This is a genomic window from Streptomyces sp. NPDC050509, assembly GCF_044457965.1.
In the GTDB taxonomy this organism is placed as follows: domain Bacteria; phylum Actinomycetota; class Actinomycetes; order Streptomycetales; family Streptomycetaceae; genus Streptomyces.
Window position 1 is genome coordinate 1 of record NZ_JBITHL010000023.1, and the last position, 24,270, is coordinate 24,270.

A 24,270-nucleotide genomic window follows, 5' to 3' on the forward strand; every position below is an offset into this window, starting at 1 on the left:
GCGTCCAACGAACGATCTTGATCATGGAGCTGTGTCGTAGCCACAGCCAGAGCCTCCCATCACCCCATGATCAAGATCTAGCCCTGTAGTACTAGTAGGCGGCGGTGCCCAGCCGGAGCAGGGGCAGTACGTGGTGCCGTACGGCCGGGGCGAGCACCAGGCCCTCCTCCGCACCGGTCGTCCACCGCAGGTCGGCCAGTTCGGCGGCGGCGCGTGGGGTCCCGCCGACCCGCGTCTCGAAGACCGTCATCCGCATGGGCACCCCCTCCAGCGCGGCGACCGCCTCCACCTCGACCAGGAAGCGCGGCTCCTCGGGCACGACGCCCAACTCCTCGTCCAGCTCCCGTATCAGCGCGCCCGCCAGGCTCTCGCCCGGATCGGGTTTGCCGCCGGGCAGGTAGAAGAACTCCGGGGCCGCCTTCTTGCTGACGACCAAGAGCCGTCCCTGTCTGACGATCGCCGCGGCCACCACGATCAGGGGTTCCTGTGTCATGAACGCCAGTCTCGCAGTCGGATACCGTCCGGGAATGACGGAACGGACAGACGGACGGGCGAAGAGGGAACCGGTCGCGGAGACCTTCCCGCTGGGCGGCGGACTCCCCGTGCGGCGGCTGGGGTTCGGTACGGCGCAGCTCACCGGCCCCGGTTACTGGGGCCCGCGCGGCGAGCGGGCGGACGCCGTCGCCGTCCTGCGGCGCGCCGTCGAACGCGGGGTGACCCTGATCGACACGGCGGACAACTACGGGCCGGGGCTCGCGGAGGAGCTGGTCGCCGAGGCGCTGGCACCGTATCCGGCCGGGCTGACCGTGGCGACCAAGGGCGGCGTGGTGCGGACGAGCGACAGCGCCTGGCACGTCGACGGCCGCCCGGAGCGGCTGCGGGCGATGTGCGAGGCGAGCCTGCGCCGGCTGCGTACGGAGACGATCGGCCTGTACCAGCTCCACCGGCTGGATCCGGCGGTGCCGATGGAGGAGCAGCTGGGGGCCCTGGACGAGCTGCGGCGGGAGGGCAAGATCCGCTGCGTCGGCCTGGACACCGTCACCGCCGAGCAGCTCGAACGGGCGCTCTCCCTGACCGGGATCGACTCGGTGCAGAACCGCTTCAACCTCCTGGACCGCGCGTCGACGGGGGTGCTGGAGCTGTGCGAGACGCACGGGCTGGCGTTTCTGCCGTGGTTCCCGCTGGCCAACGGCGCGTTGACGGGTGCGGCGGCATCGGCCCTCGACTCCGTGGCCGGGCGCCACGGCGCCACACGCGGGCAGATCGCCCTGGCCTGGCTGCTGCACCGCTCCCCCGTGCTGTGCCCGACCCCGGGCACCGGTTCGCCCGCCCATCTCGACGAGAACCTGGGCGCCGCGGAGATCCGGCTGTCCGCCGAGGACCTGCGCGGCCTGGACGCGCTCGCCCCGCTCGATCGGCTCGATCCGCTCGATCCGCTCGGCTGAAGGAGTACCCGGTCAGGCGGTCACCTTGGCCATGAACGCGGCGACGTTCCCGACGGTCCGGTGGATCCGCTCCTCCAGGGTGAGCGACTCGGGGAGCCGGGAGCCGACGCCCGCGTCCTTCTTTCCCCGTACGTACAGCGAGCAGGCGAGGTCGCCGCACATGTACGTGCCCACCGTGTTGCCCTGCTGTCCGGCCTTTCCCGCCTTGGGCGCGACCATCAGGCAGACGCCACCGGTGTGCAGGGTCAGACAGATCGAGCACATGCTGCGCCGCGTCTGCCAGGAGGCGGGGCTGGGCGAGCGCAGCGCGAGGGCCCGGGGACGGCCGTCCAGCTCGGCGACGAGGTAGGCGCGGTCGGGGGCCTGCGGGTCCCGCCAGCCCAGGTAGTCCAGGTCGTCCCAGGGCCGGTCGGCCAGGTCGCGCGGCACGGAGAGCCGCTTGGCCTGGCCCTTGGTGCAGTTCACGAACGCGGTACGGATCTCTTGCTCGGTCAGCGGCTTCATGCACCGTAAGCTAATTTGCCTAAGTCTTATAGGCAAATGCATAATCGATTCAGGCTGATGAAGGGATGGCTATGGCTCGCGCAGGACTGACCACGGAACGCCTGGTCCGGGCCGGGGCGGAGCTGGCGGACGAGGTCGGCTTCGACCAGGTGACCGTCTCGGCGCTCGCCCGGCAGTTCGACGTCAAGGTCGCGAGCCTGTACTCGCACCTCAAGAACTCCCACGACCTCAGGACGAGGATCGCCCTGCTCGCCCTGGAGGAGCTGGCCGACCGGGGCGCCGCCGCCCTGGCCGGACGGGCCGGCAAGGACGCCCTGGCCGCCTTCGCCAACGTCTACCGCGACTACGCCCGGGAGCACCCCGGCCGCTACGCCGCCGCCCAGTACCGGCTCGACCCGGAGGCGGCGGCGGCGAGCGCCGGGGGCAGGCACGCGCGGATGACGCGGGCGATCCTGCGCGGCTACGACCTGACGGAACCGGACGAGACCCACGCCGTACGGATGCTGGGCAGCGTCTTCCACGGCTACGTCAGCCTGGAGCTGGCGGGCGGCTTCAGCCACAGCGCCCCCGACTCCCAGGAGTCGTGGTCCTGGACCCTCGACCGCCTCGACGCCTTGCTGCGGGGCTGGTCCGCGCCCTGAACGCGCGCGGCCACCACACGGACAGCCCTCCTCCCGGCCGCCCTCCCCTCCGGCCCCTTCCCCTCCGGCCCCCTCCCCGCCGACCACCCGACCGTCCGGCCTCACGCGGGCCCACCGACCAACAGGCTGAGCCCATGAGCACCCAGAACCACTGGACCACCACACCCGTCACCGCGGAGCTGCTGCGTGGCGCCATCGAAGTGGAGCGCACCGAGCACGGCGTGCTGCCGCACCGGCTGCCCGCCCGGGCCCGCGCGCAGTACGCCGACGGGCAGCTCACCATGGCCGAGTCCCAGCCCTCCGGGGTGCGGCTCGCCTTCCGTACCCGGGCCACCGCCCTGGAGCTGGACACCCTGCCCACCAAGCGCTCCTACGTCGGCGCCCCGCCCCGCCCGGACGGCGTGTACGACCTGCTCGTCGACGGCCGTCTCACGGGCCAGGCCAGTGTGACCGGCGGCAACACCCTGACCATCGACATGACCGCCGGGTCGGTGGAGCTCACGTCGGGGCCGGTCGGCACGCTCCGCTTCGGCGATCTGCCCGAGGGCGCCAAGGACATCGAGATCTGGCTGCCGCACAACGAGACCACCGAACTGTTCACCCTGCGCACCGATGCCCCGGTCGAGCCCGCGCCCGATCCGGGCCGCGCGGTGTGGCTGCACCACGGCAGTTCGATCAGCCACGGCTCCGACGCCGCGAGCCCCACCACCACCTGGCCGGCGCTGGCCGCCTCCCTCGCCGGTGTGGAGCTGATCAATCTGGGCCTGGCCGGCAGCGCCCTGCTCGACCCGTTCACCGCCCGCACGCTGCGGGACACCCCCGCCGACCTGATCAGCGTCAAGATCGGCATCAACCTGGTCAACGCCGACCTGATGCGTCTGCGTGCCTTCACCCCCGCCGTCCACGGCTTCCTCGACACCATCCGCGAGGGCCACCCCACCACCCCGCTGCTGGTCGTCTCGCCCATCCTCTGCCCCATCCACGAGGACACCCCCGGCCCCAGCGCCCCGGACTTCTCCGGCCTCGGCGAGGGGCGCCTGCGGTTCCGGGCCACGGGCGATCCCGCGGAGCGCGCACAGGGGAAGCTGACCCTGGGGGTCATCCGGGCGGAGCTGGCGCGGATCGTGGCACAGCGGGCGGCCGAGGATCCGAACCTGCACCTCCTCGACGGCCTCGCCCTCTACGGTGAGGCCGACTCCGCCGAACTGCCGCTGCCCGACGCCCTCCACCCGGACGCCGCCACCCACCGCCGTATGGGCGAACGCTTCGCCGAACTGGCCTTCGCCACCGACGGCCCGTTCCACGCGAGCCCAGCGAGATCCAACGAGAGGCGCTAGACGCCGTACGGCGTGCCCTGGTGGAAGTGGAGCAGCCAGGTGTCGCCGGTGAACCGCCACAGCGAACTGCGGTGGGCCCGGCGGCCGTCCGTCTCGGTGTCGAAGGTGAGGTGCACCACGTCGGGGGCGAGCTGTACGCCCCGCATCTTGGAGGTGGTGATCGGCCGGGGCACGGGCCCGCCGGGCGCCGTGAGCGCGGCGATGATGGTGTCGCGGGTCCACTCCCGGCCCGAGGAGCCGAACTCCCGGAACTCCGGGTGCAGCAGCTCCGCGAGGAGTGCCGGGCAGGCGCGGACGGCCGGGTCGAGAAGGCGCAGTTCGGCGCGGATGGCCGCGGCGATCGCGGAGGTGCGGTCAGTCACGGGTCGGTTCCGGCAGACGGGTCAGTTCCAGCAGTTTGACGACGGTGTTCCAGTTACGGCTGGTGGCCGTGACGCCCTGGAACAGGGCGGGCCTGCCGAGCGCGTCGCCGAGCTTGGAGCGGCCGAGCCCGTCGGGCGCGTACAGGTAGAGGGCCCGGTCGCCGAGCCGGAACTCCTCCGGGAGATACGCGGCCGGGTCGAGCGACGCGAGCCGTTCGGGGCCCACCCGCTCGGAGAAGCAGATGAGATGGAGCTGCCTGCCCTCCAGGGTTCCGGCCGGGAAGGGACAGGCGTCGGCCACGGCCCGCAGGTACGCGGCGTTCCGTACGAGGCAGTCGACGGTGAAGCCGAAGCGCTCCTCGATGGCGTGCTCCAGCGCGGCGGCGAGGGCCTGCTCGTCGTCGGACGCGCTCGTGAAGACGGCGTTGCCACTCTGGAGGTAGGTACGGACCTGTCCGTGGCCCAGCCCGGTGAGCAGGGCCCGGAGGTCCGCCATGGGGACCTTCCGGTGGCCGCCGACATTGATTCCGCGCAGGAGCGCCACGTAGGTCGTGATCATGTGCCCACGATAGGGCGGGGCCGCGCCCGGGGCACCCGGCGTGCCCCGGACCCGGAACGCCGTGCGGTCATCGTGCCGCGTCCGCCGCGAGCGCGGCCTCGATGAGGTCCGCGGCCTGGCGGGTGCCGCCCTCCGCCGCCATCCCGGCCTGGATCCCGGCGAGCCTGCGGGCCACCTCCGGGTCGGAGGTCAGGGCGAGAACGGCCTCGCGCAGCGCCTCGGGGGTGGCCTCCGCCGTGTCGATCCGGCGTGCGACGCCGAGGCCGACCATGATGTCGGCGTTGCCGAACTGGTCGACGGCCTGCGGTACGGCGACCATCGGGGTGGCCGTGGCCATACCCTCCTGACTGCCGCCCGCGCCCGCGTGGGTGATGAACGCGTCGGCCTGCCGGAGGACGGAAAGCTGCGGCACCCAGTCCCGTACCTCGATGTTGGCCGGGATCTCGCCCAGCTCCGACACCTCGACGTTCTTGCCGATCTGGAGCACGACATGCCAGCCCGGATCTCCGCCGAACGCCTCGACGCACGCCCGGTAGAACGCGGGCTGCTTGGTGAAGGACGAGCCGAGCGAGACGAGCAGCACCTTCTTGGCCCCGGCGGGGCGGTGCCACTCCCCCTGGTCGGCGCGGTCGCCCTGGCAGGCGCCGACGAAGGTGAAGACGGACTCGTCCACCTCGTCGGCCCGGTGCTGGAGGGCCTTGGGGATCAGGACGAGGGAGCGGCCCGGTTCGGCGGAGAGCCGGTCGGGGTCGGTGTGGTCCATGTGCTGGTCGACGAGCCACTGGGCGAACCGCGCCCGGTACGCCCTGCCGCGCTCCGACGTCTCCAGCTCCGCGAGCATCGGCTCCGCGACCTCCTCGCGGTAGCCGTTCCAGGCGACCATGTGCGTGGAGATCTGGAAGAACGGCACACCCCAGCGGTGGGCGAGGACGGGCGCCGGGTAGGAGGTGGTGTCGCCGAGGACGAGGTCGGGGCGGTCGTTCTCGAAGGCGTCGACGAGCTGGGGCAGTGCCTGGATCGCGTCGTCGAGGAAGGGCTCCAGGTTGTCGATCAGTTCCGTGCCCCACTTCTCGGGGTCGTCGTCGGGGGTGGGCAGGATGGAGCTGTAGATCACCGGGGTGGCGCCGGTCGCCGCGACCTTCTCCGCGAAGATCCGGGGGATCGCGTAGCTGACGCGGTGGCCCCGGTCGACGAGTTCCCTGATGACGTCGAGGCTCGGGTTCACGTGCCCGTGGGCGGCGATGGAGAACATGGCGATGTGGGCGGGCTTGGCTGCGGTCATGCCCACAACGTAAACAAGACGATACGTCTCGTGCAACCTCTTTACACGGCCCCGGCCATCTACCGCTGATAGCGGGCCAGAACCCGGTTACCATCTCTGACCAGGCGTTTCTCCAGTTCCGCGCGGTCGATCGCGCCGCTGTAGTACTCCTGGAGCGCCGGGGTCGCCACCTTGTCCTTCCACTCCGGATAGCCGCGTACGGACTGGGCGGGGGCCGGGCGCAGTCCGCGCGCGAGCGCCGCGCCCGTCGCCCAGCCGTGCTCGGCGGTGTGCAGGGACGGGTCCGCGAGAGCCGCCGCACCGGTGGGCAGCATCCAGTCGCCCTTGGCGAGGCGCACCAGGTTCCCCGGGCGCAGCAGGAAGTCGAGGAAGCGCGCCGCCTCCTTCTTGTGCGGGCTGTCCTGGGCGATGGAGAGGGTCTGCGGACTCACCCCCTGCGCGGGCTCGGCGGCCCCTTCACCGGCCCCGGCCGCCCCGTCCCCGGCGGGGGCCGGCAGGACGGTCCACTCGAAGCCCTCCGGTGCCTGCTGGATGATCTGCTGACGGTACGAGAACCCGAGCGGGACCATCGCGTACTTGCCGCCGAACAGCCCCGGCAGGGTGTCGGAGCCGCCCATGCCGAGGGTGGCGCCGGACGCGCTCCGGTCCGCTACGACCTGCCGTCTGATCGTGTCGGGGACGACGCCGTCGCCCTCGGTGAAGCGGACCGTCACCTTTCCGTCCGTACCCCGGTGGAAGAGCTTGCCGCCGGTGGAGAGGCCGAGGTTGAGCGTCGCGGAGACGGGGTCCTTGAGCGGCCAGGCGACCGCGAACCTCCCCTTCGCAGGCCCCTGCCCCTTCCCCTTTCTCATGAAGGTGGTCAGTTCGCCGCTGATCCGCCGGAACTCCGGCCAGCTCCAGGGCCGCTCCGCGGTGGGGATCCGGACCCCGGAGGCGTCCAGGATCTTCTTGTCGGCGATCAGGACGCGGGGCTCCTGGAGGAAGGGCACGCCGTAGACACCGTCCCCGAAGGTGGCCGTGTCCCAACTGCGGCGCGGGATGTCCCGGGTGAGCCGGTCGGAGAGCAGGGGGCGCAGGTCGGCGAGGTGGCCGCCGTAGGCGAAGTCCGCGAGGTCGTCGGAGGCGTCGTGGATGAGGTCGGGTGCCTCGCCGCCCTCGAAGGAGGTGAGGAGCTGGTCGTGGACGCTGTCCCAGCTTCCCTGGACGTACTCGACCCGGATGCCGGGATGGGCCGCGTTCCACTCCTTCACCAGCTCCTTGGTGACGCGGACCGATTCGTCCTGCCAGGCGAGGGACTGGAAGCGCAGGGTGATCCGGCCGTCCCGCGCGCCGTCGGTTCCGCCGCCGGAGCAGCCGCCGAGCAGCAGGGCGAGAACGGCGGCGACGGCGAGGGCCGCGAGCGTCTTCGGCCGGCGCATCAGCTCTTCACCGCCCCGGCCAGCATCCCGCCGGTGATCCGGCGCTGGATGAGGGCGAAGACGAGGAGCGAGGGCAGGGTCGCGAGGAACGCGGCGGCGGCGAGCGGCCCGAGGTCCGCGACGCCCTCCGCCCCGACGAAGTGGGTGAGCACCACCGGCAGCGTCTGTTTCCCGGGTGACTTGAGCAGGACGAGCGCGAAGAAGAACTCGTTCCACGCGGTGATGAACGCGAAGAGCGCCGTGGCGACGATGCCGGGCGCGAGCAGCGGCGCGGTGACGGAGACGAGGGTCCGGATCCGGCCCGCGCCGTCCACCGCCGCGGCCTCCTCCAGCTCGGCGGGCAGGGCACGGACGTACCCGGTGAGCATCCAGAGCGCGAACGGCAGCGACCACACCACGTACACCAGGACCAGCCCGCCCACGGAGTCGACGAGGCGCAGGTTCTTGAGGACGAGGAAGAGCGGGATGATCACCAGGACGAACGGGAACGCCTGGCTGACCACCACCCAGCCGGTGGCCGCCGCCGCGAGCCTGCCGCGCCGGCGGGCCATCACATAGGCCATCGGGGTCGCGACGACGACGGCGATCAGCGCGGCGGCGAGGGCGGCCGTGAGGCTGTTGGCCGCCGCCCGCAGCAGCGGCTGTTCGTCGAACGCCTGGCGGAAGTTGTCGAGCGTCGGGTGGTGCGGGATCCAGGTCGGGTGGAGGCTGCCCAGCTCCCGGGCCGGTTTGAAGGCCGTGGACATCAGCCAGAGGAACGGGAAGGCGAGAAAGACGAGGTAGCACAGGAGCGCGGCGTACTGCCCGGCGCGCACGGAGCCGCTGGTGCGTGTGCTCATGCCTGTGCCCCCTTCGTGAGCCGGCCGACGAGATGCAGCGCGAGGAGTACGGAGACCACGGCGACCATCACGCACCCCATCGCGGCGGCGTAGCCGAACTGGCCGTAGCGGAACGCCTCCTCGTACGCGAAGAGCATCGGCAGCCGGGTGCGACCGCCGGGGCCGCCGCTGGTCAGCACGTAGACCAGCGCGAACGAGTTGAAGCTCCAGATGAAGTTGAGCGCGGTGATGGCGAGGGCGACCGGCCGGAGCGCCGGCCAGGTGACGGTACGGAAGCGGCGCCAGGCGCCCGCGCCGTCGAGCGCGGCGGCCTCGTGCAGTTCGCGCGGGGTGTTCTGGAGGCCGGCCAGCAGGGCGACGGTGGTCTGCGGCAGGCCCGCCCAGACGCCGACGACGATCACCGCGGGCAGGGCGGTGGAGAGCCCGGTCAGCCAGTCCCGCCCCTCGCCCAGGCCCAGATCGCGCAGCGTCTCGTTGAGGACCCCTGCGTCGGAGTGGTAGACGAGCCGCCACATGACGGCGACGACGACCTCGGGCATGGCCCAGGGGATGATCGCCAGGGACCGGGCCAGCCAGCGCAGCCGCAGGTCCTCGTCGAGGAGCAGGGCGAGGCCGAGGCCGAGCGCGAACTGCGGCACGGTCACCCCGACCGCCCAGAGCAGGCCGATGCCGAAGGAGTCCCAGAAGAGCGTGTCGTGCAGCAGGTCCTGGAAGTTCAGGGCGCCGATCCACCGGGTGGGTTCGGTACGGCCGGACTGGGCGTCGGTGAAGGCGAGCGTGACGCCGTAGAGCAGCGGGCCGACGCTCAGCACCAGGATCGGCAGCAGCGCGGGCAGCACCAGGAACCAGGCACCGTGGTCCAGCGGCTTCCGGGGCCGGCCGCTCCGGCCCGTCCGGCCCGTACCGGAGCGGCCCTCGCCCGTACGCTCCCGCTCTGACCGCGTCGTCGCGGTGGCCGATGTCACGGATGCGACTCCTTCGGGTGGGGCTGTCAGGGGCCGTCCTGTCCGACCTCGTCATCGTGGTGACGCCCCCTCGGTACGTCAAGCACGCACACGCGGGCGGATGGGAGACTTCGCGGTGGCGCGGGACGCGGTGGAACGCGCGGAGCAACGACCGGAAGTAAGTGAGCCGACGATGGACGAGGCGCGGGCGCGGGAGATTCTGGCCGCGACGGGGCTGCCGCACGACGCGGAGCTGCTGGCCCTGGGCGAGAACGCGGTGTTCGGGACGGCCGGGCTGGTCGTCAAGGTCGGCAGGGACGCGCGGGACCACCCCGAGCTGTTGGAGCGGGCCCGGCGCGAGGTCGCCCTCGCTTCCTGGCTCGCGGAGTCCGGGGTGCCGGCCGTACGGGCCGCCGAACCCGGGGCGCGCTCCGTGGACGGTCATCCGGTGACACTCTGGCACCGGCTGCCCGAGGCCGTACGCCCGGCGGGACCGGCCGATCTGGCCGCGCTGCTGCGGCTCGTCCACGCGCTGCCCACCCCCGATCCCTCCGTACTGGCCCTTCCCCGCCGCGAACTGCTCGGCGGTGTGGAGCGCTGGCTGCGGATCGCGGGCGACACGATCGACCCCGCCGACGCCAACTACCTGCGCGGACGCAGGGACGGCTTCGCCGAGTCCGCCGCCACGCTCACCCCGCATCTGCCGGCCGGTCCGATCCACGGCGACGCGCTGCCGCGCAACGTCCATGTCGGCCCGCAGGGGCCTGTCCTGGTCGATCTGGAGACCTTCTCCGCGGACTTCCGCGAACACGACCTGGTGGTCATGGCGCTGTCCCGGGACCGGTACGGGCTGGACCACGAGGCGTACGACAGGTTCACCGCCGTCTACGGCTGGGACGTCCGCGCCTGGTCGGGCTGCCCGGTGCTGCGCGGCGCCCGCGAGACGGCCAGTTGCGCCTGGGTGGCGCAGCACGCCCCGGCCAACCCGAAGGCGCTCGCGGAGTTCCGGCGCCGGGTCGCCTCCCTGCGCGACGACGACCCCGAGGTCCGCTGGTACCCCTTCTGACCAGCCGCCCGCGGTCAGGGCGCCGTCGTCACCACCGGCTCGCGCAGCGGCCACACCGCGTCGACCACCGCGTCGGTGTTCCCCTTCTTCCGCAGGAAGCGCTGGAAGTCCACCGCCCACTCCGCGTACCAGGTGATCTGACGCTCGTGCAGCTCCGGCGGGGTCAGCGCGGCCACCGAGGCGTGCCGCTCGGCTATCGCGGTGGCCACCCGGGCCGCCGCCAGCGCGTCCGCGCCCGCGTCGTGGGCCGCGTCGAGCACCACGCCGTACTCCGCGCAGACCGCCTCCAGATTGCGCTTGCCCCTGCGGTACTTGTCGACGGCCCGGTCGATCGTGTACGGGTCGATCACCGGGCCGACCGGATCGAGCTCCGGGAGCCCGTGGCGCCGCAGCTCGGCGGCGAGCAGCGTCAGGTCGAACGGCGCGTTGTACGCCACGACGGGCACCCCGCGCGCCCAGTAGCCGCGCAGGACCTCCGCGATCTCACCGGCCACCTCGGGCGCGGGGCGCCCCTCCGAGGCCGCCCGCTCGCTGCTGATGCCGTGCACCGCGGACGCCTGGGCGGGGATCCGGATGCCCGGGTCCGCGAGCCAGCTCCGCTCCCGTATCACCTCGCCGCCCCGGACCTCGACGACCGCCGCCGTCACGATCCGGGCCTCCAGCGGCTCCGTGCCGGTCGTCTCCAGGTCGAAACCGACCAGTGGTTCCCCGTGCCAAGTCATCGTGTGGCCCTCCTTCGTGGTGCGGTGGCGCGTCCCCCGCTTCCCCCCGCCGGATCTCCCCGCCGGACCTTCACCCTGCCACGGGCCACTGACAACGCCCGGTTCAGGAGACCGGCCGGGAGTCCGTCCAGACCGACTCGAACTCCTCGCGGTAGGTCTGGAAGAGTCCGGTCTCCGTGTCCTGCCCCGCACGGACGACCTCACGCCCGCCGCCCCGCAGCACGAGGACCGGGGCCTCCATGCCACGGGCGCGGCGCAGGTACGACTGGACGACGGCCAGGCCGTCGGAGCCGTCCCCGTCCACGAGGTACGCGGTGAAGCGCGGTGTCTCGTCGAAGACATGGATCTCGAAGGCGCCCGGGTCGCGCAGCTTGGAGCGCACCCGGCGCATGTGGAGGATGTTCATCTCCACCGAACGGCTCAGTTCCCCCTTGCGCAGTCCCAGCTCGCGCTCGCGGCGTTTGACCGCGCTGCTCGCCGGGTTGAGGAAGACCAGCCGGGTCCGGCAGCCGGACTCGGCGAGCCGGATGAGCCGGCGTCCGGAGAAGTTCTGGACGAGGAGGTTGAGGCCGATACCGATGGCGTCGAGCCGCCGGGCGCCGCCGAACAGGTCCTCCGCGGGAAGCTGGCGCTGGAGCCTGACCCGGTCGGAGTGGACGGAGACGACGTCCCCGTACCGGTCGCCGACCAGGTCTTCCACCGCGTCGACGCGCAGCCGCTGCGAGGACGGTATGCCGCTGCCGCCGCCGAGGATCTCCAGCAGCCTGGCGGAGGCCCGTTCCGCCTGGGCGAGGACCGTCTCGGAGAGCGCCCGGTTGCGGGAGACGACGTTCCGCGCGACCTCCAGTTCGTCGAGCGCCAGCTCCACGTCGCGGCGGTCGTCGAAGTACGGCTCGAAGCAGGGCCAGTGCTGCACCATCAGCTCTCTGAGCTGCGGAAGGGTGAGGAAGCTCAGCACGTTGTCGTCGGCCGGGTCGAGGAGATAGCCCTTGCGCCGGGACACCTCCCGTACGGCGACGGCGCGCTGCACCCACTCCTGCCCCGCCGGTCCGGCGGCGGCGACCACCCACTCCTCGCCGTGCACGGGCTCGTAGATGGGCCGCAGGACCGCGGCGACGACCGCGCGCAGCCGCTGCTCCACCAGATTCAGCCAGATGTAGGCCCGCCCGGCCCGCTGTGCGCGCGTACGGACCTCGCTCCAGGCGTCCGCGCCCCAGTCCAGTTCCGCCCCGATCTCCATCGGTCGCGCGAGGGAGACCACTCCGGGCGGGATGTCGCCGGATTCCCCCGCATGACCTGCGTCACCTGGGGGCAGCTCCAGCCCTCCCGAGCTCACCCGCGCACCGCCTTCTCTCCCTTTTCAACGATCAAGGAAGGGTACTCCGCCGACCGGACCAGGTGCAGCAGGATGCACAGGGTCCTTACCCAACTCCCTTGTTCGTGAGGCTTGTTCCTGGTGGTGACTTCTACCGGAGTGAGATGGTTCATCACGATTGCGCCCGATCTCCGCCACGCACCGGCGGGGCGGGAGGGGTCCGGTGGGGCCGCTGAGCACCGTGACCGGTCCGGGGGACGGCGCGGTGCACGCGGTTGACCCTCCGGGCAAGAAGCGCCAAGAACGCTGCGGGTTCCTAGGTGGTTGCCCTACTTTCGGGGAAGATCTGGCTCAACAGCCCGCACCACCCGGATCAGAAATGGAAGAGTCCTATCTATGCAGGTCTGGCCGGGACAGACATATCCCCTCGGCGCCACGTACGACGGCGCCGGTACGAACTTCGCGGTCTACTCCGAGGTCGCGCACCGGATCGAGTTGTGCCTGCTGCACGACGACGGATCAGAAACGGCGGTGGAGCTCCGCGAGACCGACGCCTTCGTGCGCCATGCCTATCTGCCCGGCATCATGCCTGGTCAGCGCTACGGCTTCCGGGTCCATGGGCCGTACGAGCCGGAGCGCGGACACCGCTGCAACTCCGCCAAGCTACTCCTCGACCCGTACGCACGTGCGATCAGCGGCTCCGTCGAGTGGGGTGAGTCGGTGTACGGCTATCACTTCGGCAAGCCGGACTCGCGCAACGACATGGACTCCGCCCCCCACACGATGTCCTCGGTCGTCGTCAATCCGTACTTCGACTGGGGCGACGACCGCCGCCCCCGGACCGACTACCACCGCACCGTGCTCTACGAGGCCCATGTGAAGGGCCTGACGATGCTCCATCCGGAGCTTCCCGAGGAGCTGCGCGGCACCTACGCCGGGCTCGCCCATCCGGCGGTGATCGAGCACCTGACCGAGCTGGGGGTCACGGCGCTGGAGCTGATGCCGGTGCACCAGTTCGTCAACGACCACCGGCTGGCGGACGCCGGGCTCGCCAATTACTGGGGCTACAACACCATCGGCTTCTTCGCCCCGCACAACGCCTACGCGTCGTGGGGCGACCGGGGCGAACAGGTCCTGGAGTTCAAGCAGGCCGTACGGGCGCTGCACCAGGCCGGGATCGAGGTCATCCTCGACGTCGTCTACAACCACACGGCCGAGGGCAGCCATCTCGGCCCGACGCTCTCCTTCCGCGGCCTGGACAACGCGCAGTACTACCGGCTCTCCGAGGACCAGCGCTACTACACGGACACGACGGGCACCGGGAACTCCCTGCTGATGCGCAGCCCGCATGTGCTCCAGCTCATCATGGACTCGCTGCGGTACTGGGTGACCGAGATGCACGTCGACGGCTTCCGCTTCGACCTCGCGGCGACCCTGGCCCGCCAGTTCCACGAGGTGGACCGGCTGTCGTCGTTCTTCGACCTCGTCCAGCAGGACCCGGTGGTCAGCCAGGTGAAGCTGATCGCCGAACCGTGGGACGTGGGCGAGGGCGGCTACCAGGTGGGGAACTTCCCGCCGCTGTGGACCGAGTGGAACGGGAAGTACCGCGACACCGTACGGGACCTGTGGCGTGGCGAGCCCAGGACACTGGCCGAGTTCGCGTCCCGGCTGACCGGTTCGTCCGACCTGTACCAGGACGACGGGCGGCGCCCGCTGGCCTCCATCAACTTCACCACCTGCCACGACGGTTTCACCCTGCACGACCTCGTCTCGTACAACGACAAGCACAACGAGGCCAACGGCGAGTCCAACCGGGACGGCGAGAGCCACAACCGGTCCTGGAACTGCGGGGCGGAGGGCGAGAGCGACGAACCGGAGATCGTGGAGCTGCGCAACCGCCAGATGCGCAACTTCATCGCGACGCTGATGCTCTCGCAGGGCGTGCCCATGCTCAGCCACGGCGACGAGTTCGCCCGTACGCAGGGCGGCAACAACAACGCGTACTGCCAGGACAACGAGGTCTCCTGGGTCCGCTGGCCGGAGCCGGGCGCGGAGACCGACCGGACGATGCTGGCCTTCACCCAGGCGATGGTGTGGCTGCGCCGGGACCATCCGGTCTTCCGGCGCAGGCGCTTCTTCCACGGACGTCCGGTGGAGGGCACGCACGACGACCTGTCGGACATCTCGTGGTTCACCCCTGAGGGTGAGGAGATGATCCAGCAGGACTGGCAGGCGGCGCACGCCAAGGCGATGACGGTCTTCCTCAACGGCCACGCGATCTCGGAGCCGGGGCCGCGCGGGGAGCGGATCTCGGACGACTCGTTCCTGCTGATGTTCAACGCGAGCGCGGAGGAGCTGGAGTTCAGGGTGCCGGTGAACCACGGGCGGCAGTGGCAGGTCATGGTGGACACAGCCCGCCCGGAGGGTGTGGTGCGGGGGCAGGGCGAGAAGGTCGACGGCGGCGAGCGGCTCAAGATGATCGGCCGCAGCATGACGGTGCTGATGCGCCCGGCGTAGGGCCCGGCCGGTACGGGGGCGTACGGGCCGTACGGGAGCGGACGCGGCGCGGCCGGCCGGGAAATCCGGTTGCCGCGCCGCTCCGCCGGTGATCCAGTGCCCGGATGGACAAGGAAACCGTACTGAAGGCGTTCGACCGGGACATGCGACTCCACGCGGGAGCCGACGGTTCGCGCGCGTCGCCGGAGCGGGTGGGGAATGTGGTGCGCCGCAGCGGCGGCCCGCACGACTGGAACGGGGTCCTCTGGTCGGACCTGGACGAGAACTCGGCCGCGGCGGCGATCGCGGAGCAGGTGGCGCACTTCACCGCGCTCGGCCTGGAGTCCGAGTGGAAGCTCTACAGCCATGACGCTCCCGCCGGTCTCGGGAAGCTGCTGCTCGCGGCCGGGTTCGTCGCCGAGCCCACGGAGGCGCTCATGGTCGCCGAGGTCAAAGATCTGCTCGACGACGCCGAGCCACCGGAGGGCGTCCGGCTGGTCCCCGTGACCGACGCGGCCGGTGTCGCCCTCATGGCGGACGTGCACGATCAGGCGTTCGGCACGGACGGCAGCCGCATCGCTCAACAGCTCCTCGGCCGGCTCACCGAGTTCCCCGACACGGTCTCCGCGGTCGTCGCCATGGCGGGTGACGTACCGGTGAGCGCGGCGCGGCTGGAACTGCCGCCCGGCAAGCGGTTCGCCGGTCTGTGGGGCGGCGGTACGACGGAGGAGTGGCGCGGCAGGGGCATCTACCGCGCGCTCGTCACCTACCGGGCCCGGATCGCCGCCGCCCGCGGCTACCCCTACCTCCAGGTCGACGCGACGGACATGAGCCGTCCCATTCTGGAGCGCCTCGGTTTCACCGTCCTGAGCACGACCACGCCATACGTTCACACACCATGGGCAACAGGCCCTACGGTGGAGGCGGAACATGAGTCACTCCCATGACACAGAAGTCGAGAAGCGGGGTACGTACGACCGTATGACGCCCACTGCGACCTACCGGCTCCAGCTCCAGCCGGAATTCCCGTTCTCGGCCGCCCGGAGGGCCGTGCCGTATCTCGCCGCGCTCGGGGTCTCGCATCTGCACCTGTCACCGGTGCTGGAGGCCGTACCGGGTTCCGCGCACGGCTACGACGTGGTCGACCACTCCGCCGTACGGGCCGAGCTGGGCGGCGAGGAGGAGCTGCGGCGCCTCGCCGCCACCGCCCGCGAGCACGGCCTCGGGATCGTGCTGGACATCGTCCCCAACCACATGGCCGCGGCGCCCGTCCACAACCGCGCCCTGTGGGAGGTGCTGCGGGAGGGCCCCGGGTCGCCGTACGCCCGCTGGTTCGACATCGACTGGGCGGCGGGCGACGGCAAGGTGCTGCTGCCGCTGCTGCCGGGCCCGGTCGGCGACGAGCTGGCGGCGGGGGCGCTGCGCGTCGAGGACGGCGTGCTCCACCACGGCGAGCAGCGCTTCCCGCTCGCCGCCGGGAGCGAGGAACTGCCGCTGCCCGAGCTGCTCGACGCCCAGCACTACCGGCTCGCGTGGTGGCGGCTGGCCCGCACCGAGCTGAACTACCGCCGGTTCTTCACCATCCCGGAGCTGATCGGGGTCCGGGTGGAGGACCCGGAGGTCTTCACCGCCACCCACGCCAAGATCGTCGAGCTGGTACGGGACGGTGTCGTCGAGGGGCTGCGCGTCGACCACCCGGACGGGCTCGCCGACCCGGAGGAGTATCTGCGCCGGCTGAACGAGGCGACCGGCGGCTGCTGGACGGTGGTGGAGAAGATCCTCACCGACGACGAGGTGCTGCCCGCCGGATGGGCCGTCGCCGGCACCACCGGCTACGACGCGCTGCGCCACATCGACGGGGTGTTCACCGACGGGGCGGGCGCCGAGGTCCTGGAGCGGCGCTACCGGGACGTCGCGGGCCCGGCCGGTGACCGGGGCGGCTACTGGAACGGTACGGCCAGGCGCGCGGCCTACAAGGTGGTCTTCCACGAACTGGCCGCCGAGACCGCCTTCCTCGTCCGTACGGCGGGGCGCGTCTGCGCCGCCGACCCCGCGCTGCGCGACCACGCGCCCTGGGCGCTGCGCACGGCGATCCGGGAGCTGCTGGTCCGGGTGCCGGTCTACCGCCCGTACACGACGGCGGGCGGGCCCTGCCCGGAGGCGGCCGAGGCCGCGGTCTCCGAGGAGGCGGTCCGGCAGGCGAAGACGGCGTTCGCGGTGGAGCGGGAGGCGACCGTCGTGGACGTGGTGCGGGAGCTGGCGCTCGGCCGGCTCGGTACGGGCGAGGACCAGGCGGTGTTCTGCGCGCGGTTCGCGCAGACCGCGTCCGCGCTGCGCGCCAAGTCGCTGGAGGACACGGCGTTCTACCGGTACGTGCCGCTGATCTCGGCGAACGAGGTGGGCGGCGACCCGGGCAGCCCGGCGGTGAGCCCGGAGCGGTTCCACGCGTACTGCCTGCGCCTCGCGCGCGACTGGCCGTCCACCGGCACCGTACTGACCACGCACGACACCAAGCGCAGCGCGGACGTACGGGCCGGGATCGCGATCCTGGCCGAGTGCCCCGAGCGGTGGGACCAGTTGCTGGAGCAGGTGGCGGGGGTGGCGGCGCCGGACCCGCAGGTGGCGTGGCAGGCGTGGCAGACGGCGGTGGGCTTCACCCCGGCCGTGGACGGGACCCCGCCGGACGGGGCGCGGATGGTGCCCGCGCTGCTGAAGTCGGTACGGGAGGCGGGGCTGCGGACGAGCTGGACGGAGCCGGAGCCGCTGTACGAGCAGGCGGTGGCGGCGTTCGTCGAGGCGGGCCCCGCGGGTCCCGCGCGGCGTACGGTCACGGCGTTCAACCGCGCCCTGGCGCCGTACGTACGGGCGAGCGCGCTGGGCGCGGCGCTGGTGCACCTCACCATGCCGGGGGTGCCCGACCTCTACCAGGGCACGGAGCGCGAGTACCTGGCGCTGGTGGATCCGGACAACCGGCGGCCGTTCAGGACCGGGCCGCCCGACGACCGTACGGTGGTCACGACGGCGGCGCTGCGGCTGCGCCGGGAGCGGCCCGAGGTCTTCGGCGAGTCCGGCACGTACACCCCGCTGCACGCGGTGGGCCCGGCCGCCGCGCACGCGCTGGCCTTCGCCCGCACCGGCGCCACGGTCACGGTGGCGACGCGGCTTCCGTACGGCCTGGAGCGGGCGGGCGGCTGGCGTACGACGGAGCTGCCGCTGCCGCCGGGACAGTGGCGGGATGTGCTGACGGGGCGTGAGGTGTCGGGGATGGTACGGCTCGCCGAGCTGCTCGACCAGTTCCCGGTGGCCCTGCTGACGACGGACTGAGGGTGACCGGCGGGGTCAGCTCTCGGGGAGGTCCGTCACGGATCACGGGGAGCGGTCACGGCGGGCGATGCCGCGGTGCGCACCGATTCGAGGGGGAGCACAGGCAAGGGCGGTTCGCCGCCGGGGCCGCGCCCCGGACCGCCCCCTGACCGCCCCGGACCGCCCCCTGACCGCCCCTGACCGCCCCGGGCCGCCCCGGCTCAGCCCATCGCGTCCATCAGGGCGGTGACATAGGCGTCCAGCCGCTCCTCCACGGCTCGCGCCGTCAGCTCCGTCCTCCCTGACTCCCGCCATGGCCGCGCCACCAGCCGCACGTCTTCCGAGAACGCCAGCGCGTCCCGCACCTGCCAGTACAGCCGTTCGCTCCCGGTCGGCGCCAGGACCCCGCCGGCCTCCTCGTACGCCTCGGCGAACCGCGGACCCCACGCCGGTCCGTGCAGCAGCGCGAGATTGGTGGAGCAGTGTGCGACATCGAGGTCCGCCGGGCCCCAGGAGGCCGCTGCCCAGTCGACGACGCCGGTGATCCGGGCACCCGCCGGGTCCGAGCGCGCCACGTCGAACAGCACGTTGCCGGGGTGGAAGTCCCGGTGCAGTAACCGCCCTTCATAGGGCGGCGCGGGCTCGCGGATCACGTCGATCGCCGCGGCCCATGCCGCCGCGTCGGCGCCCTTCGGGGTCACGACGGTGTCGGCGGTCGTCCACGCCACGTACTCCGGGGGCCGTACGGCGGGTCGCACCGCGTGGATCGCCACGAGTTGACGGGCCAGCAGGGGGACGCGCGTCGCCACTCCCTCGTCGTCGAGGACCGTCCGGCCCGGCAGATGGGTCATGAGGAGCGACGGATACGCGCAGTGCGCGGCGGTCGGATCGACCGCGACCAGCCCAGGAGCCGGTACACCGGTCCCCGTGAGCAGGGTCAGGGCCCCGGCCTCCCTGTTCAGCCCGTCCTCGGCGTGTTCCACGTCGACGAAGGTCCGCAGCACCAGGTCGCGGGTGCCTCCGTCCCGCGTGCGGATGGTCAGCCGCCGCATGTCGGCGGTGATACCGCCGTGCAGCGCCTCGGTCCTGACGATCCGTTCGCCGGCCTCCAGATGCCGGATCACCCACGCCGACGTCAACGGTCGGACAGCCGCCGCGTCCTCGTGGTCGGTCACCCTGCCATCCCATCATTCCGCCGAAGGACCGGCGCCTGTTACCGGAAGTTCGGTTCACGGCGTTTACAGAGTGACCGAGCCGCGCTACGTTCCGAGAAATGGGAGCGCTCCCATTCGCCACTCGCTCGCTTGTCATGATCATGCCGAAGGGACCCGCATGATGAAACGCCCCCCACTGTGGCTGTTACACCCCCGCAGAGCCGTACTCCTCGCCCTTCTCGCCGTACTCCCCGCCCTGCTGCTGGTCGTGACGGACAGTCAGCCCTCGTCCGCCCACGGCACCCCGATGAAGCCCGCCAGCCGTACCTTCATGTGCTGGCGGGACGGTCTCACCAACACGGGTGAGATCAAGCCCGTCAACCCCGCGTGCAAGGCCGCGGTCGCGGAGAGCGGCACCACCCCGCTCTACAACTGGTTCTCCGTGCTGCGCTCCGACGGCGCCGGACGGACCAAGGGCTTCATCCCCGACGGCCAGTTGTGCAGCGGTGGCAACACCACGTTCAACGGCTTCAACAAGTCGCGGAGCGACTGGCCGCTCACCCACCTGACCTCGGGCGCTTCCCTCGACTTCTCGTACAACGCGTGGGCCGCGCACCCCGGTTGGTTCTACGTGTACGTCACCAAGGACGGCTTCGACCCCACGAAGACGTTCACCTGGGACGACCTGGAGTCCACCCCGTTCATGACGGTCGACCACCCGCAGGTCACCGGCAGCGTCGGCACCGTGGAGGGCGCGTACAAGTGGACCGGCAGGCTGCCCGGCGACAAGAGCGGCCGGCACATCATCTACATGGTGTGGCAGCGCTCGGACAGCAACGAGACCTTCTACAGCTGCTCGGACGTGGTCTTCGACGGCGGCAACGGCGAGGTGACCGGCGTCGGTGAGGCGGGCAGCCCCACGGACCCGCCGACCGACCCGACGGCCACCTGCACCGCCACCCGGAAGACCACCAACTCGTGGTCGGGCGGCTACCAGGCCGAGGTCACCGTCAAGAACACCGGCGCCAACCCGATCCTGGGCTGGATGGTCGAGTTCACCCTGCCGACCGGCCAGAAGGTCGACAGCCTCTGGAACGGCAACGCCACCTACGGCGGCCAGGAGGTGATGGTCCACAACGTCGACTGGAACGGATCGCTGGCGGCCGGCGCCTCCGCCACCTTCAACTACGTCGCCACGGGCGGACCACCGGACACCGCCACCACAGCGCCCTGCTCCGTGCACTGACCAGGGCGCGCCCGCGTCACCACAGGCGCACCCGCACACTCCGGCCCGGCCCCCACCCGGACGCCGGACAGCACCCGGCCCGCCGTCACACCCCCCACACCGGGCGGCGGGCCGGGCCGCTCGACGGCCGCCCGGCACCGCTCAGCCGGCGGCGAGCCGGAAGCTCATCTGACCGAACGTCACCAAGTCCCCGTCCCGTACGACGACCGTCGAGGTGACGCGCCGTCCGTTGACGGTCGTTCCGTTCGTCGAGCCGAGGTCGCGCAGTACCCACCGCTCGCCCTGCATGCTCAGCTCCGCGTGCAGCCGGGAGACCGTGTCATGGCTGAGCCGCAGCCCGTTGACCGGGTCGCGGCCGATCCGCAGCGGATACGGGCCCGGCTGCGGCAGCAGCAGTTTCGGCAGCCGCTCGGCCTGCCACGCCCGGCCCAGCCGGTGCGAGAACGCGGAGATCCGGCCGACCGCGGCGAACAGCCCACGGGACCAGCGGCCTTCGGCCTCCAGGTCCACGACGAGCGGCTTCAGCTCGTCGGCGCCGCGGGCGGCGAGCGCCAGGTCCGTCCGGCGCAGAAAGGTGTCGTGCGACAGCTTTCCCTGCGCCATGCCTTCCCTGAGTACCGCGAGGACACGGTCACGCTCGGCGTCGGAGAGCCGCACGGGGTACGCGGGGGACTCGAAGGAGGACGTCACAGACGTGATTGTCCTTCCGGCGGCCCTGACGTGTCCAGACGGTCCGGTGTTCCCGTGAAAGCGGTCCGGCGTTTCTGCCTCCGCCGTCCGGCGTTTCTCCCTCCGCCGTCCGGCGTTTCCGTCCACACGCTTTCCCCCTCGCGTCCGCGCCACGGCCACCCGAATCACCGTGATCACCGAGCCCCCGGCCCACTCCCTTGCCACCATGAGAGGTGTCACCGTCAGAGGGACAGTGCCGACGACAAGGGGGAGCCACCCGTGCAGTTCGAGGTGTGGGCACCGAAGGCGCAGGAGCGGGTCGACCTCCATCTGGAGGGGACGGGCCCAGACGGGCCCGACCGCCGCGGCGGGGCGGGCCCCGTCGTCCTCCCCATGGAGCGTGACCAGGGAAGACCCGGCTGGTGGACCGCCGAGACGGCTCCCGCCCCGGCCGACGGGGCGCGCTACGGCTTCGCGCTCGACGGCGGCCCCGTACGGCCCGATCCCCGCTCGCGCCGCCAGCCGGAGGGCCCCGACGGCCGCAGCACCGTCGTCGACCAGGCCGCGTACGACTGGCGGGTCCCCTGGCCGGGCCGGCCGCTGCCCGGCGCGGTCCTGTACGAGCTGCACATCGGCACCTTCACCCGTGAGGGCACCTTCGACGCGGCGGCGGCGCGGCTCGCGCCCCTGGCCGAGCTGGGGATCACCCATGTCGAGCTGATGCCGGTGTGTCCCTTCCCCGGGACCCACGGGTGGGGGTACGAGGGGGTGTCGCTGTGGGCGGTGCACGAGCCGTACGGCGGCCCCGAGGCGCTCAAGCGATTCGTCGACGCGGCGCACGGTGTGGGCCTCGGGGTCGTCCTCGACGTCGTCCACAACCATCTGGGCCCGGCGGGCAACCATCTGCCCGCGTTCGGCCCGTACTTCACCGACACCCACCACACCCCGTGGGGCGCCGCCGTCAACCTCGACGCCCCCGGCTCGGACGAGGTCCGCGCGTATCTGCGGGAGAGCGCCCTGGCCTGGCTGCGGGACTTCCGGCTCGACGGGCTGCGGCTGGACGCCGTGCACGCGCTGGCCGACCACCGCGCGCTGACCTTCCTCGAAGAGCTGTCCACGGCCGTCGACGCGCTCTCCGCCGACCTGGGCCGTCCGCTGTTCCTGATCGCCGAGTCCGACCTCGGGGACCCCCGCACCACCACGCCCCGCGCGCAGGGCGGCCTCGGACTGCACGCCCAGTGGAACGACGACTTCCACCACGCCCTGCACACCACGCTCACCGGCGAATCCCAGGGCTACTACGCCGACTTCGCCCGCGCGCCGCTGGCCGCGCTGGCCAAGACGCTGACGCACGCCTTCTTCCACGACGGTACGTACTCGACCTTCCGCGGCCGTACGCACGGCCGTCCCGTCGACCGTACGAGGACGCCCGCGCACCGCTTCCTCGGCTACGCCCAGACCCATGACCAGATCGGCAACCGGGCGCTCGGCGACCGGCTCTCGGCCACCCTCTCCCCCGGGCTGCTCGCCTGCGCTGCCACCCTCGTGCTGACCGGGCCGCACACCCCGATGCTCTTCATGGGCGAGGAGTGGGGCGCGACCACGCCCTGGCAGTTCTTCACCGACCACCCCGATCCGGTGCTCGCGGAGGCCGTACGCAGCGGCCGGCGCCGGGAGTTCGCCGCGCACGGCTGGGCGGCGGAGGAGATCCCTGACCCGCAGGACCCGGCGACGCGCGAGCGCTCGTGCCTGGACCGTTCGGAGCAGGCGCGCGAGCCGCACGCGCGTCTGCTGGCCTGGTACCGCGAACTGATCGCGCTGCGCCACGCCCAGCCGGATCTGGCCGATCCGGACCTGGCGGCGGTGCGGGTCGCCTACGACGAGGGGGCGCGCTGGCTGGCGTACCGCAGGGGCGATCTGCGGATCGCGGTGAACCTCTCCGCGCGGGGCGTGGAGATCCCGCTGGACGGCCTGTCCACGGACAGCTCCGGTCGGGTACTCGCGGCGTGGGATCCGGTGGCGGCGCCGGGGGCGGACGGGGTGCTGCGGATGCCGCCGGAGTCCTGCGTGGTCCTGACCGACGGCTGAACCCGCCTCGCCCGGCCCCACCCCGCCCCTCCCCGCCCGGAGTCGTACGGGGCCGCCCGCCTCGCCTAGGCGACGGGGGAGCCGGACGCTGGACGGTGGAACAGCGCCGTCCACAGGAAGGGTTCGCCGAAGCGCGGCGACCCGGGCGGTTCGTCGTGCATGCGGCGCACCTCGATCTCCGTGAGGCCGGAGAAGATCCGGCGCAGGGACTCGGGGGTGTACGCGAGGCCGCCGTGGAGGCCGGGCCGGTCGGCTCCGTCGGCTCCGTCGGCTCCGTCGGCTCCGTCGGACCGGCCCGGCCGGCCGTAGAAGGCCGCGTCGGGGAGTTCGGAGCCCATGCCCGTCTCGCCGGCGGCGAAGCAGGTGAGGGCGAGATGGCCCCCGGGGGCGAGCACGCGGTCGACAAGGGCGAGGTAGCTGATACGCCGGTGGGGCGGCAGGTGGTGGAAGCAGCCCGAGTCCTGGATCAGGTCGTACGGGCCGCCCAGTTCGGCCGGGTCGAGGGCGAAGGCGTCGCCGAGGTGGAAGCGGATGTCGGCACCGGCCTCGCGGGCGCGCTCCCGCGCCCAGTCGACGGCCGCCGGGGAGAGGTCGACGGCGTCCACCCGGAAGCCCCGGGAGGCGAGATACAGCGCGTTACGGCCCGGGCCGCACCCCAGGTCGAGCGCGCGGCCCGGTGCGACCAGGCCCTGGTCGAGGTACAAGACCAGGCTCTCGTCCGGCTTCGCCACGAAGAACGGCACCCGCTTGGAGCGGTCGGCGTAGAAGCCGTCCCACCAGGTGGCCGCACCGGCCGTCCAGCGGTCGGCCTCCGGCGCGAACAGGCCGTCCAACAGCCTCAGTACATCCTCGGTCGTGCGTATGCTCCGGTCCATCGACT

At 72.2% G+C, this 24,270-nt stretch carries 22 protein-coding genes; 9 read left to right on the forward strand and 13 right to left on the reverse strand.

Annotated elements, in window-relative coordinates:
• Positions 1-91: 91 nt before the first annotated feature.
• Positions 92-493 carry an NUDIX domain-containing protein gene (locus ACIBJC_RS38030; protein ID WP_399301032.1) on the reverse strand — a complete coding sequence of 134 codons (402 nt, stop codon included), beginning with the start codon at positions 491-493 and terminating at the stop codon, positions 92-94.
• 34 nt (positions 494-527) lie between these two features.
• On the opposite strand from ACIBJC_RS38030, the gene ACIBJC_RS38035 reads away from it, so the two are divergent.
• Entirely contained in the window at positions 528-1,445 is a 918-nt protein-coding gene (locus tag ACIBJC_RS38035; protein WP_399301034.1) for an aldo/keto reductase, read from the forward strand.
• 12 nt (positions 1,446-1,457) lie between these two features.
• Here ACIBJC_RS38035 and ACIBJC_RS38040 read toward each other — a convergent pair whose 3' ends face one another.
• Positions 1,458-1,949, reverse strand: coding sequence for an FBP domain-containing protein (locus tag ACIBJC_RS38040; protein ID WP_399301036.1), 492 nt, complete (start codon positions 1,947-1,949; stop codon positions 1,458-1,460).
• A gap of 71 nt (positions 1,950-2,020) precedes the next feature.
• On the opposite strand from ACIBJC_RS38040, the gene ACIBJC_RS38045 reads away from it, so the two are divergent.
• Entirely contained in the window at positions 2,021-2,590 is a 570-nt protein-coding gene (locus ACIBJC_RS38045) for a TetR/AcrR family transcriptional regulator (protein ID WP_399301038.1), read from the forward strand.
• A gap of 134 nt (positions 2,591-2,724) precedes the next feature.
• A complete protein-coding gene (locus tag ACIBJC_RS38050) occupies positions 2,725-3,927 on the forward strand; it encodes a GDSL-type esterase/lipase family protein (protein ID WP_399301040.1) in 1,203 nt (400 codons plus the stop codon).
• Here the strand turns inward: ACIBJC_RS38050 and ACIBJC_RS38055 are convergent.
• From ACIBJC_RS38055 to ACIBJC_RS38080, 6 genes are all read right to left on the reverse strand, one after another.
• Positions 3,924-4,289 (reverse strand): DUF4440 domain-containing protein, encoded by a 366-nt coding sequence (locus ACIBJC_RS38055; RefSeq protein WP_399301042.1) that lies wholly within the window; start codon positions 4,287-4,289, stop codon positions 3,924-3,926. The genes ACIBJC_RS38050 and ACIBJC_RS38055 overlap by 4 nt on opposite strands.
• Positions 4,282-4,848: a DUF1697 domain-containing protein gene (locus ACIBJC_RS38060; RefSeq protein WP_399301044.1), complete on the reverse strand. Its 567-nt coding sequence runs from the start codon at positions 4,846-4,848 to the stop codon at positions 4,282-4,284. The genes ACIBJC_RS38055 and ACIBJC_RS38060 overlap by 8 nt, the downstream gene beginning before the upstream one ends.
• 67 nt (positions 4,849-4,915) lie before the next feature.
• Positions 4,916-6,130 carry a macrolide-inactivating glycosyltransferase gene (gene mgt / locus ACIBJC_RS38065; protein WP_399301046.1) on the reverse strand — a complete coding sequence of 405 codons (1,215 nt, stop codon included), beginning with the start codon at positions 6,128-6,130 and terminating at the stop codon, positions 4,916-4,918.
• Positions 6,131-6,189: 59 nt separating this feature from the next.
• On the reverse strand, positions 6,190-7,548 hold the full coding sequence (locus ACIBJC_RS38070; RefSeq protein WP_399301048.1) for an ABC transporter substrate-binding protein: 1,359 nt from the start codon (positions 7,546-7,548) through the stop codon (positions 6,190-6,192).
• Positions 7,548-8,387: a carbohydrate ABC transporter permease gene (locus tag ACIBJC_RS38075; RefSeq protein WP_399301050.1), complete on the reverse strand. Its 840-nt coding sequence runs from the start codon at positions 8,385-8,387 to the stop codon at positions 7,548-7,550. The genes ACIBJC_RS38070 and ACIBJC_RS38075 overlap by 1 nt, the downstream gene beginning before the upstream one ends.
• Positions 8,384-9,352: a carbohydrate ABC transporter permease gene (locus ACIBJC_RS38080; RefSeq protein WP_399301052.1), complete on the reverse strand. Its 969-nt coding sequence runs from the start codon at positions 9,350-9,352 to the stop codon at positions 8,384-8,386. Before ACIBJC_RS38080 ends, ACIBJC_RS38075 begins: the two co-directional genes overlap by 4 nt.
• 172 nt (positions 9,353-9,524) lie before the next feature.
• Here ACIBJC_RS38080 and ACIBJC_RS38085 point away from each other — a divergent pair, with 172 nt between their 5' ends.
• Complete coding sequence (locus ACIBJC_RS38085; RefSeq protein ID WP_399301134.1) at positions 9,525-10,397, forward strand: phosphotransferase enzyme family protein; 873 nt, start codon at positions 9,525-9,527, stop codon at positions 10,395-10,397.
• Positions 10,398-10,411: 14 nt separating this feature from the next.
• Here the strand turns inward: ACIBJC_RS38085 and ACIBJC_RS38090 are convergent, their stop codons facing one another.
• Together ACIBJC_RS38090 and ACIBJC_RS38095 are read right to left on the reverse strand one after the other, a co-directional pair.
• A complete protein-coding gene (locus ACIBJC_RS38090) occupies positions 10,412-11,119 on the reverse strand; it encodes a 3'-5' exonuclease (RefSeq protein WP_399301054.1) in 708 nt (235 codons plus the stop codon).
• Positions 11,120-11,222: 103 nt separating this feature from the next.
• Positions 11,223-12,455: an SAV2148 family HEPN domain-containing protein gene (locus tag ACIBJC_RS38095; protein ID WP_329822010.1), complete on the reverse strand. Its 1,233-nt coding sequence runs from the start codon at positions 12,453-12,455 to the stop codon at positions 11,223-11,225.
• Between the two features lie 375 nt (positions 12,456-12,830).
• Here ACIBJC_RS38095 and glgX point away from each other — a divergent pair, with 375 nt between their 5' ends.
• The 3 genes from glgX to treY all read left to right on the forward strand — a co-directional run bounded on the left by glgX (position 12,831) and on the right by treY (position 18,254).
• Positions 12,831-14,951 (forward strand): glycogen debranching protein GlgX, encoded by a 2,121-nt coding sequence (glgX, locus tag ACIBJC_RS38100; protein ID WP_399301057.1) that lies wholly within the window; start codon positions 12,831-12,833, stop codon positions 14,949-14,951.
• A 104-nt stretch (positions 14,952-15,055) separates the two neighbouring features.
• Positions 15,056-15,877: a GNAT family N-acetyltransferase gene (locus ACIBJC_RS38105; RefSeq protein WP_399301059.1), complete on the forward strand. Its 822-nt coding sequence runs from the start codon at positions 15,056-15,058 to the stop codon at positions 15,875-15,877.
• Positions 15,878-15,911: 34 nt separating this feature from the next.
• Positions 15,912-18,254, forward strand: a complete 2,343-nt coding sequence (gene treY, locus ACIBJC_RS38110; RefSeq protein ID WP_399301136.1) for a malto-oligosyltrehalose synthase — start codon at positions 15,912-15,914, stop codon at positions 18,252-18,254.
• Positions 18,255-18,454: 200 nt separating this feature from the next.
• Here treY and ACIBJC_RS38115 read toward each other — a convergent pair whose 3' ends face one another.
• On the reverse strand, positions 18,455-19,408 hold the full coding sequence (locus tag ACIBJC_RS38115) for a phosphotransferase family protein (protein WP_399301060.1): 954 nt from the start codon (positions 19,406-19,408) through the stop codon (positions 18,455-18,457).
• 160 nt (positions 19,409-19,568) lie between these two features.
• Here ACIBJC_RS38115 and ACIBJC_RS38120 point away from each other — a divergent pair, with 160 nt between their 5' ends.
• On the forward strand, positions 19,569-20,633 hold the full coding sequence (locus ACIBJC_RS38120; protein WP_399301062.1) for a lytic polysaccharide monooxygenase: 1,065 nt from the start codon (positions 19,569-19,571) through the stop codon (positions 20,631-20,633).
• A gap of 141 nt (positions 20,634-20,774) precedes the next feature.
• Here ACIBJC_RS38120 and ACIBJC_RS38125 read toward each other — a convergent pair whose 3' ends face one another.
• Positions 20,775-21,323 (reverse strand): FHA domain-containing protein, encoded by a 549-nt coding sequence (locus ACIBJC_RS38125; RefSeq protein ID WP_399301064.1) that lies wholly within the window; start codon positions 21,321-21,323, stop codon positions 20,775-20,777.
• Positions 21,324-21,581: 258 nt separating this feature from the next.
• On the opposite strand from ACIBJC_RS38125, the gene treZ reads away from it, so the two are divergent.
• Positions 21,582-23,390, forward strand: a complete 1,809-nt coding sequence (treZ, locus tag ACIBJC_RS38130; RefSeq protein ID WP_399301066.1) for a malto-oligosyltrehalose trehalohydrolase — start codon at positions 21,582-21,584, stop codon at positions 23,388-23,390.
• A gap of 65 nt (positions 23,391-23,455) precedes the next feature.
• Here treZ and ACIBJC_RS38135 read toward each other — a convergent pair whose 3' ends face one another.
• A complete protein-coding gene (locus tag ACIBJC_RS38135) occupies positions 23,456-24,265 on the reverse strand; it encodes a class I SAM-dependent methyltransferase (RefSeq protein ID WP_399301068.1) in 810 nt (269 codons plus the stop codon).
• Positions 24,266-24,270: the final 5 nt, after the last annotated feature.

Bases quoted from the DNA above. Each gene is read 5' to 3' on its own strand.
- ACIBJC_RS38030 (WP_399301032.1), bottom strand. From the start codon at position 493: ATGACACAGGAACCCCTGATCGTGGTGGCCGCGGCGATCGTCAGACAG.
- ACIBJC_RS38035 (WP_399301034.1), top strand. From the start codon at position 528: ATGACGGAACGGACAGACGGACGGGCGAAGAGGGAACCGGTCGCGGAG.
- ACIBJC_RS38040 (WP_399301036.1), bottom strand. From the start codon at position 1,949: ATGAAGCCGCTGACCGAGCAAGAGATCCGTACCGCGTTCGTGAACTGC.
- ACIBJC_RS38045 (WP_399301038.1), top strand. From the start codon at position 2,021: ATGGCTCGCGCAGGACTGACCACGGAACGCCTGGTCCGGGCCGGGGCG.
- ACIBJC_RS38050 (WP_399301040.1), top strand. From the start codon at position 2,725: ATGAGCACCCAGAACCACTGGACCACCACACCCGTCACCGCGGAGCTG.
- ACIBJC_RS38060 (WP_399301044.1), bottom strand. From the start codon at position 4,848: ATGATCACGACCTACGTGGCGCTCCTGCGCGGAATCAATGTCGGCGGC.
- mgt (WP_399301046.1), bottom strand. From the start codon at position 6,130: ATGACCGCAGCCAAGCCCGCCCACATCGCCATGTTCTCCATCGCCGCC.
- ACIBJC_RS38070 (WP_399301048.1), bottom strand. From the start codon at position 7,548: ATGCGCCGGCCGAAGACGCTCGCGGCCCTCGCCGTCGCCGCCGTTCTC.
- ACIBJC_RS38075 (WP_399301050.1), bottom strand. From the start codon at position 8,387: ATGAGCACACGCACCAGCGGCTCCGTGCGCGCCGGGCAGTACGCCGCG.
- ACIBJC_RS38085 (WP_399301134.1), top strand. From the start codon at position 9,525: ATGGACGAGGCGCGGGCGCGGGAGATTCTGGCCGCGACGGGGCTGCCG.
- ACIBJC_RS38090 (WP_399301054.1), bottom strand. From the start codon at position 11,119: ATGACTTGGCACGGGGAACCACTGGTCGGTTTCGACCTGGAGACGACC.
- glgX (WP_399301057.1), top strand. From the start codon at position 12,831: ATGCAGGTCTGGCCGGGACAGACATATCCCCTCGGCGCCACGTACGAC.
- ACIBJC_RS38105 (WP_399301059.1), top strand. From the start codon at position 15,056: ATGGACAAGGAAACCGTACTGAAGGCGTTCGACCGGGACATGCGACTC.
- treY (WP_399301136.1), top strand. From the start codon at position 15,912: ATGACGCCCACTGCGACCTACCGGCTCCAGCTCCAGCCGGAATTCCCG.
- ACIBJC_RS38120 (WP_399301062.1), top strand. From the start codon at position 19,569: ATGAAACGCCCCCCACTGTGGCTGTTACACCCCCGCAGAGCCGTACTC.
- ACIBJC_RS38135 (WP_399301068.1), bottom strand. From the start codon at position 24,265: ATGGACCGGAGCATACGCACGACCGAGGATGTACTGAGGCTGTTGGAC.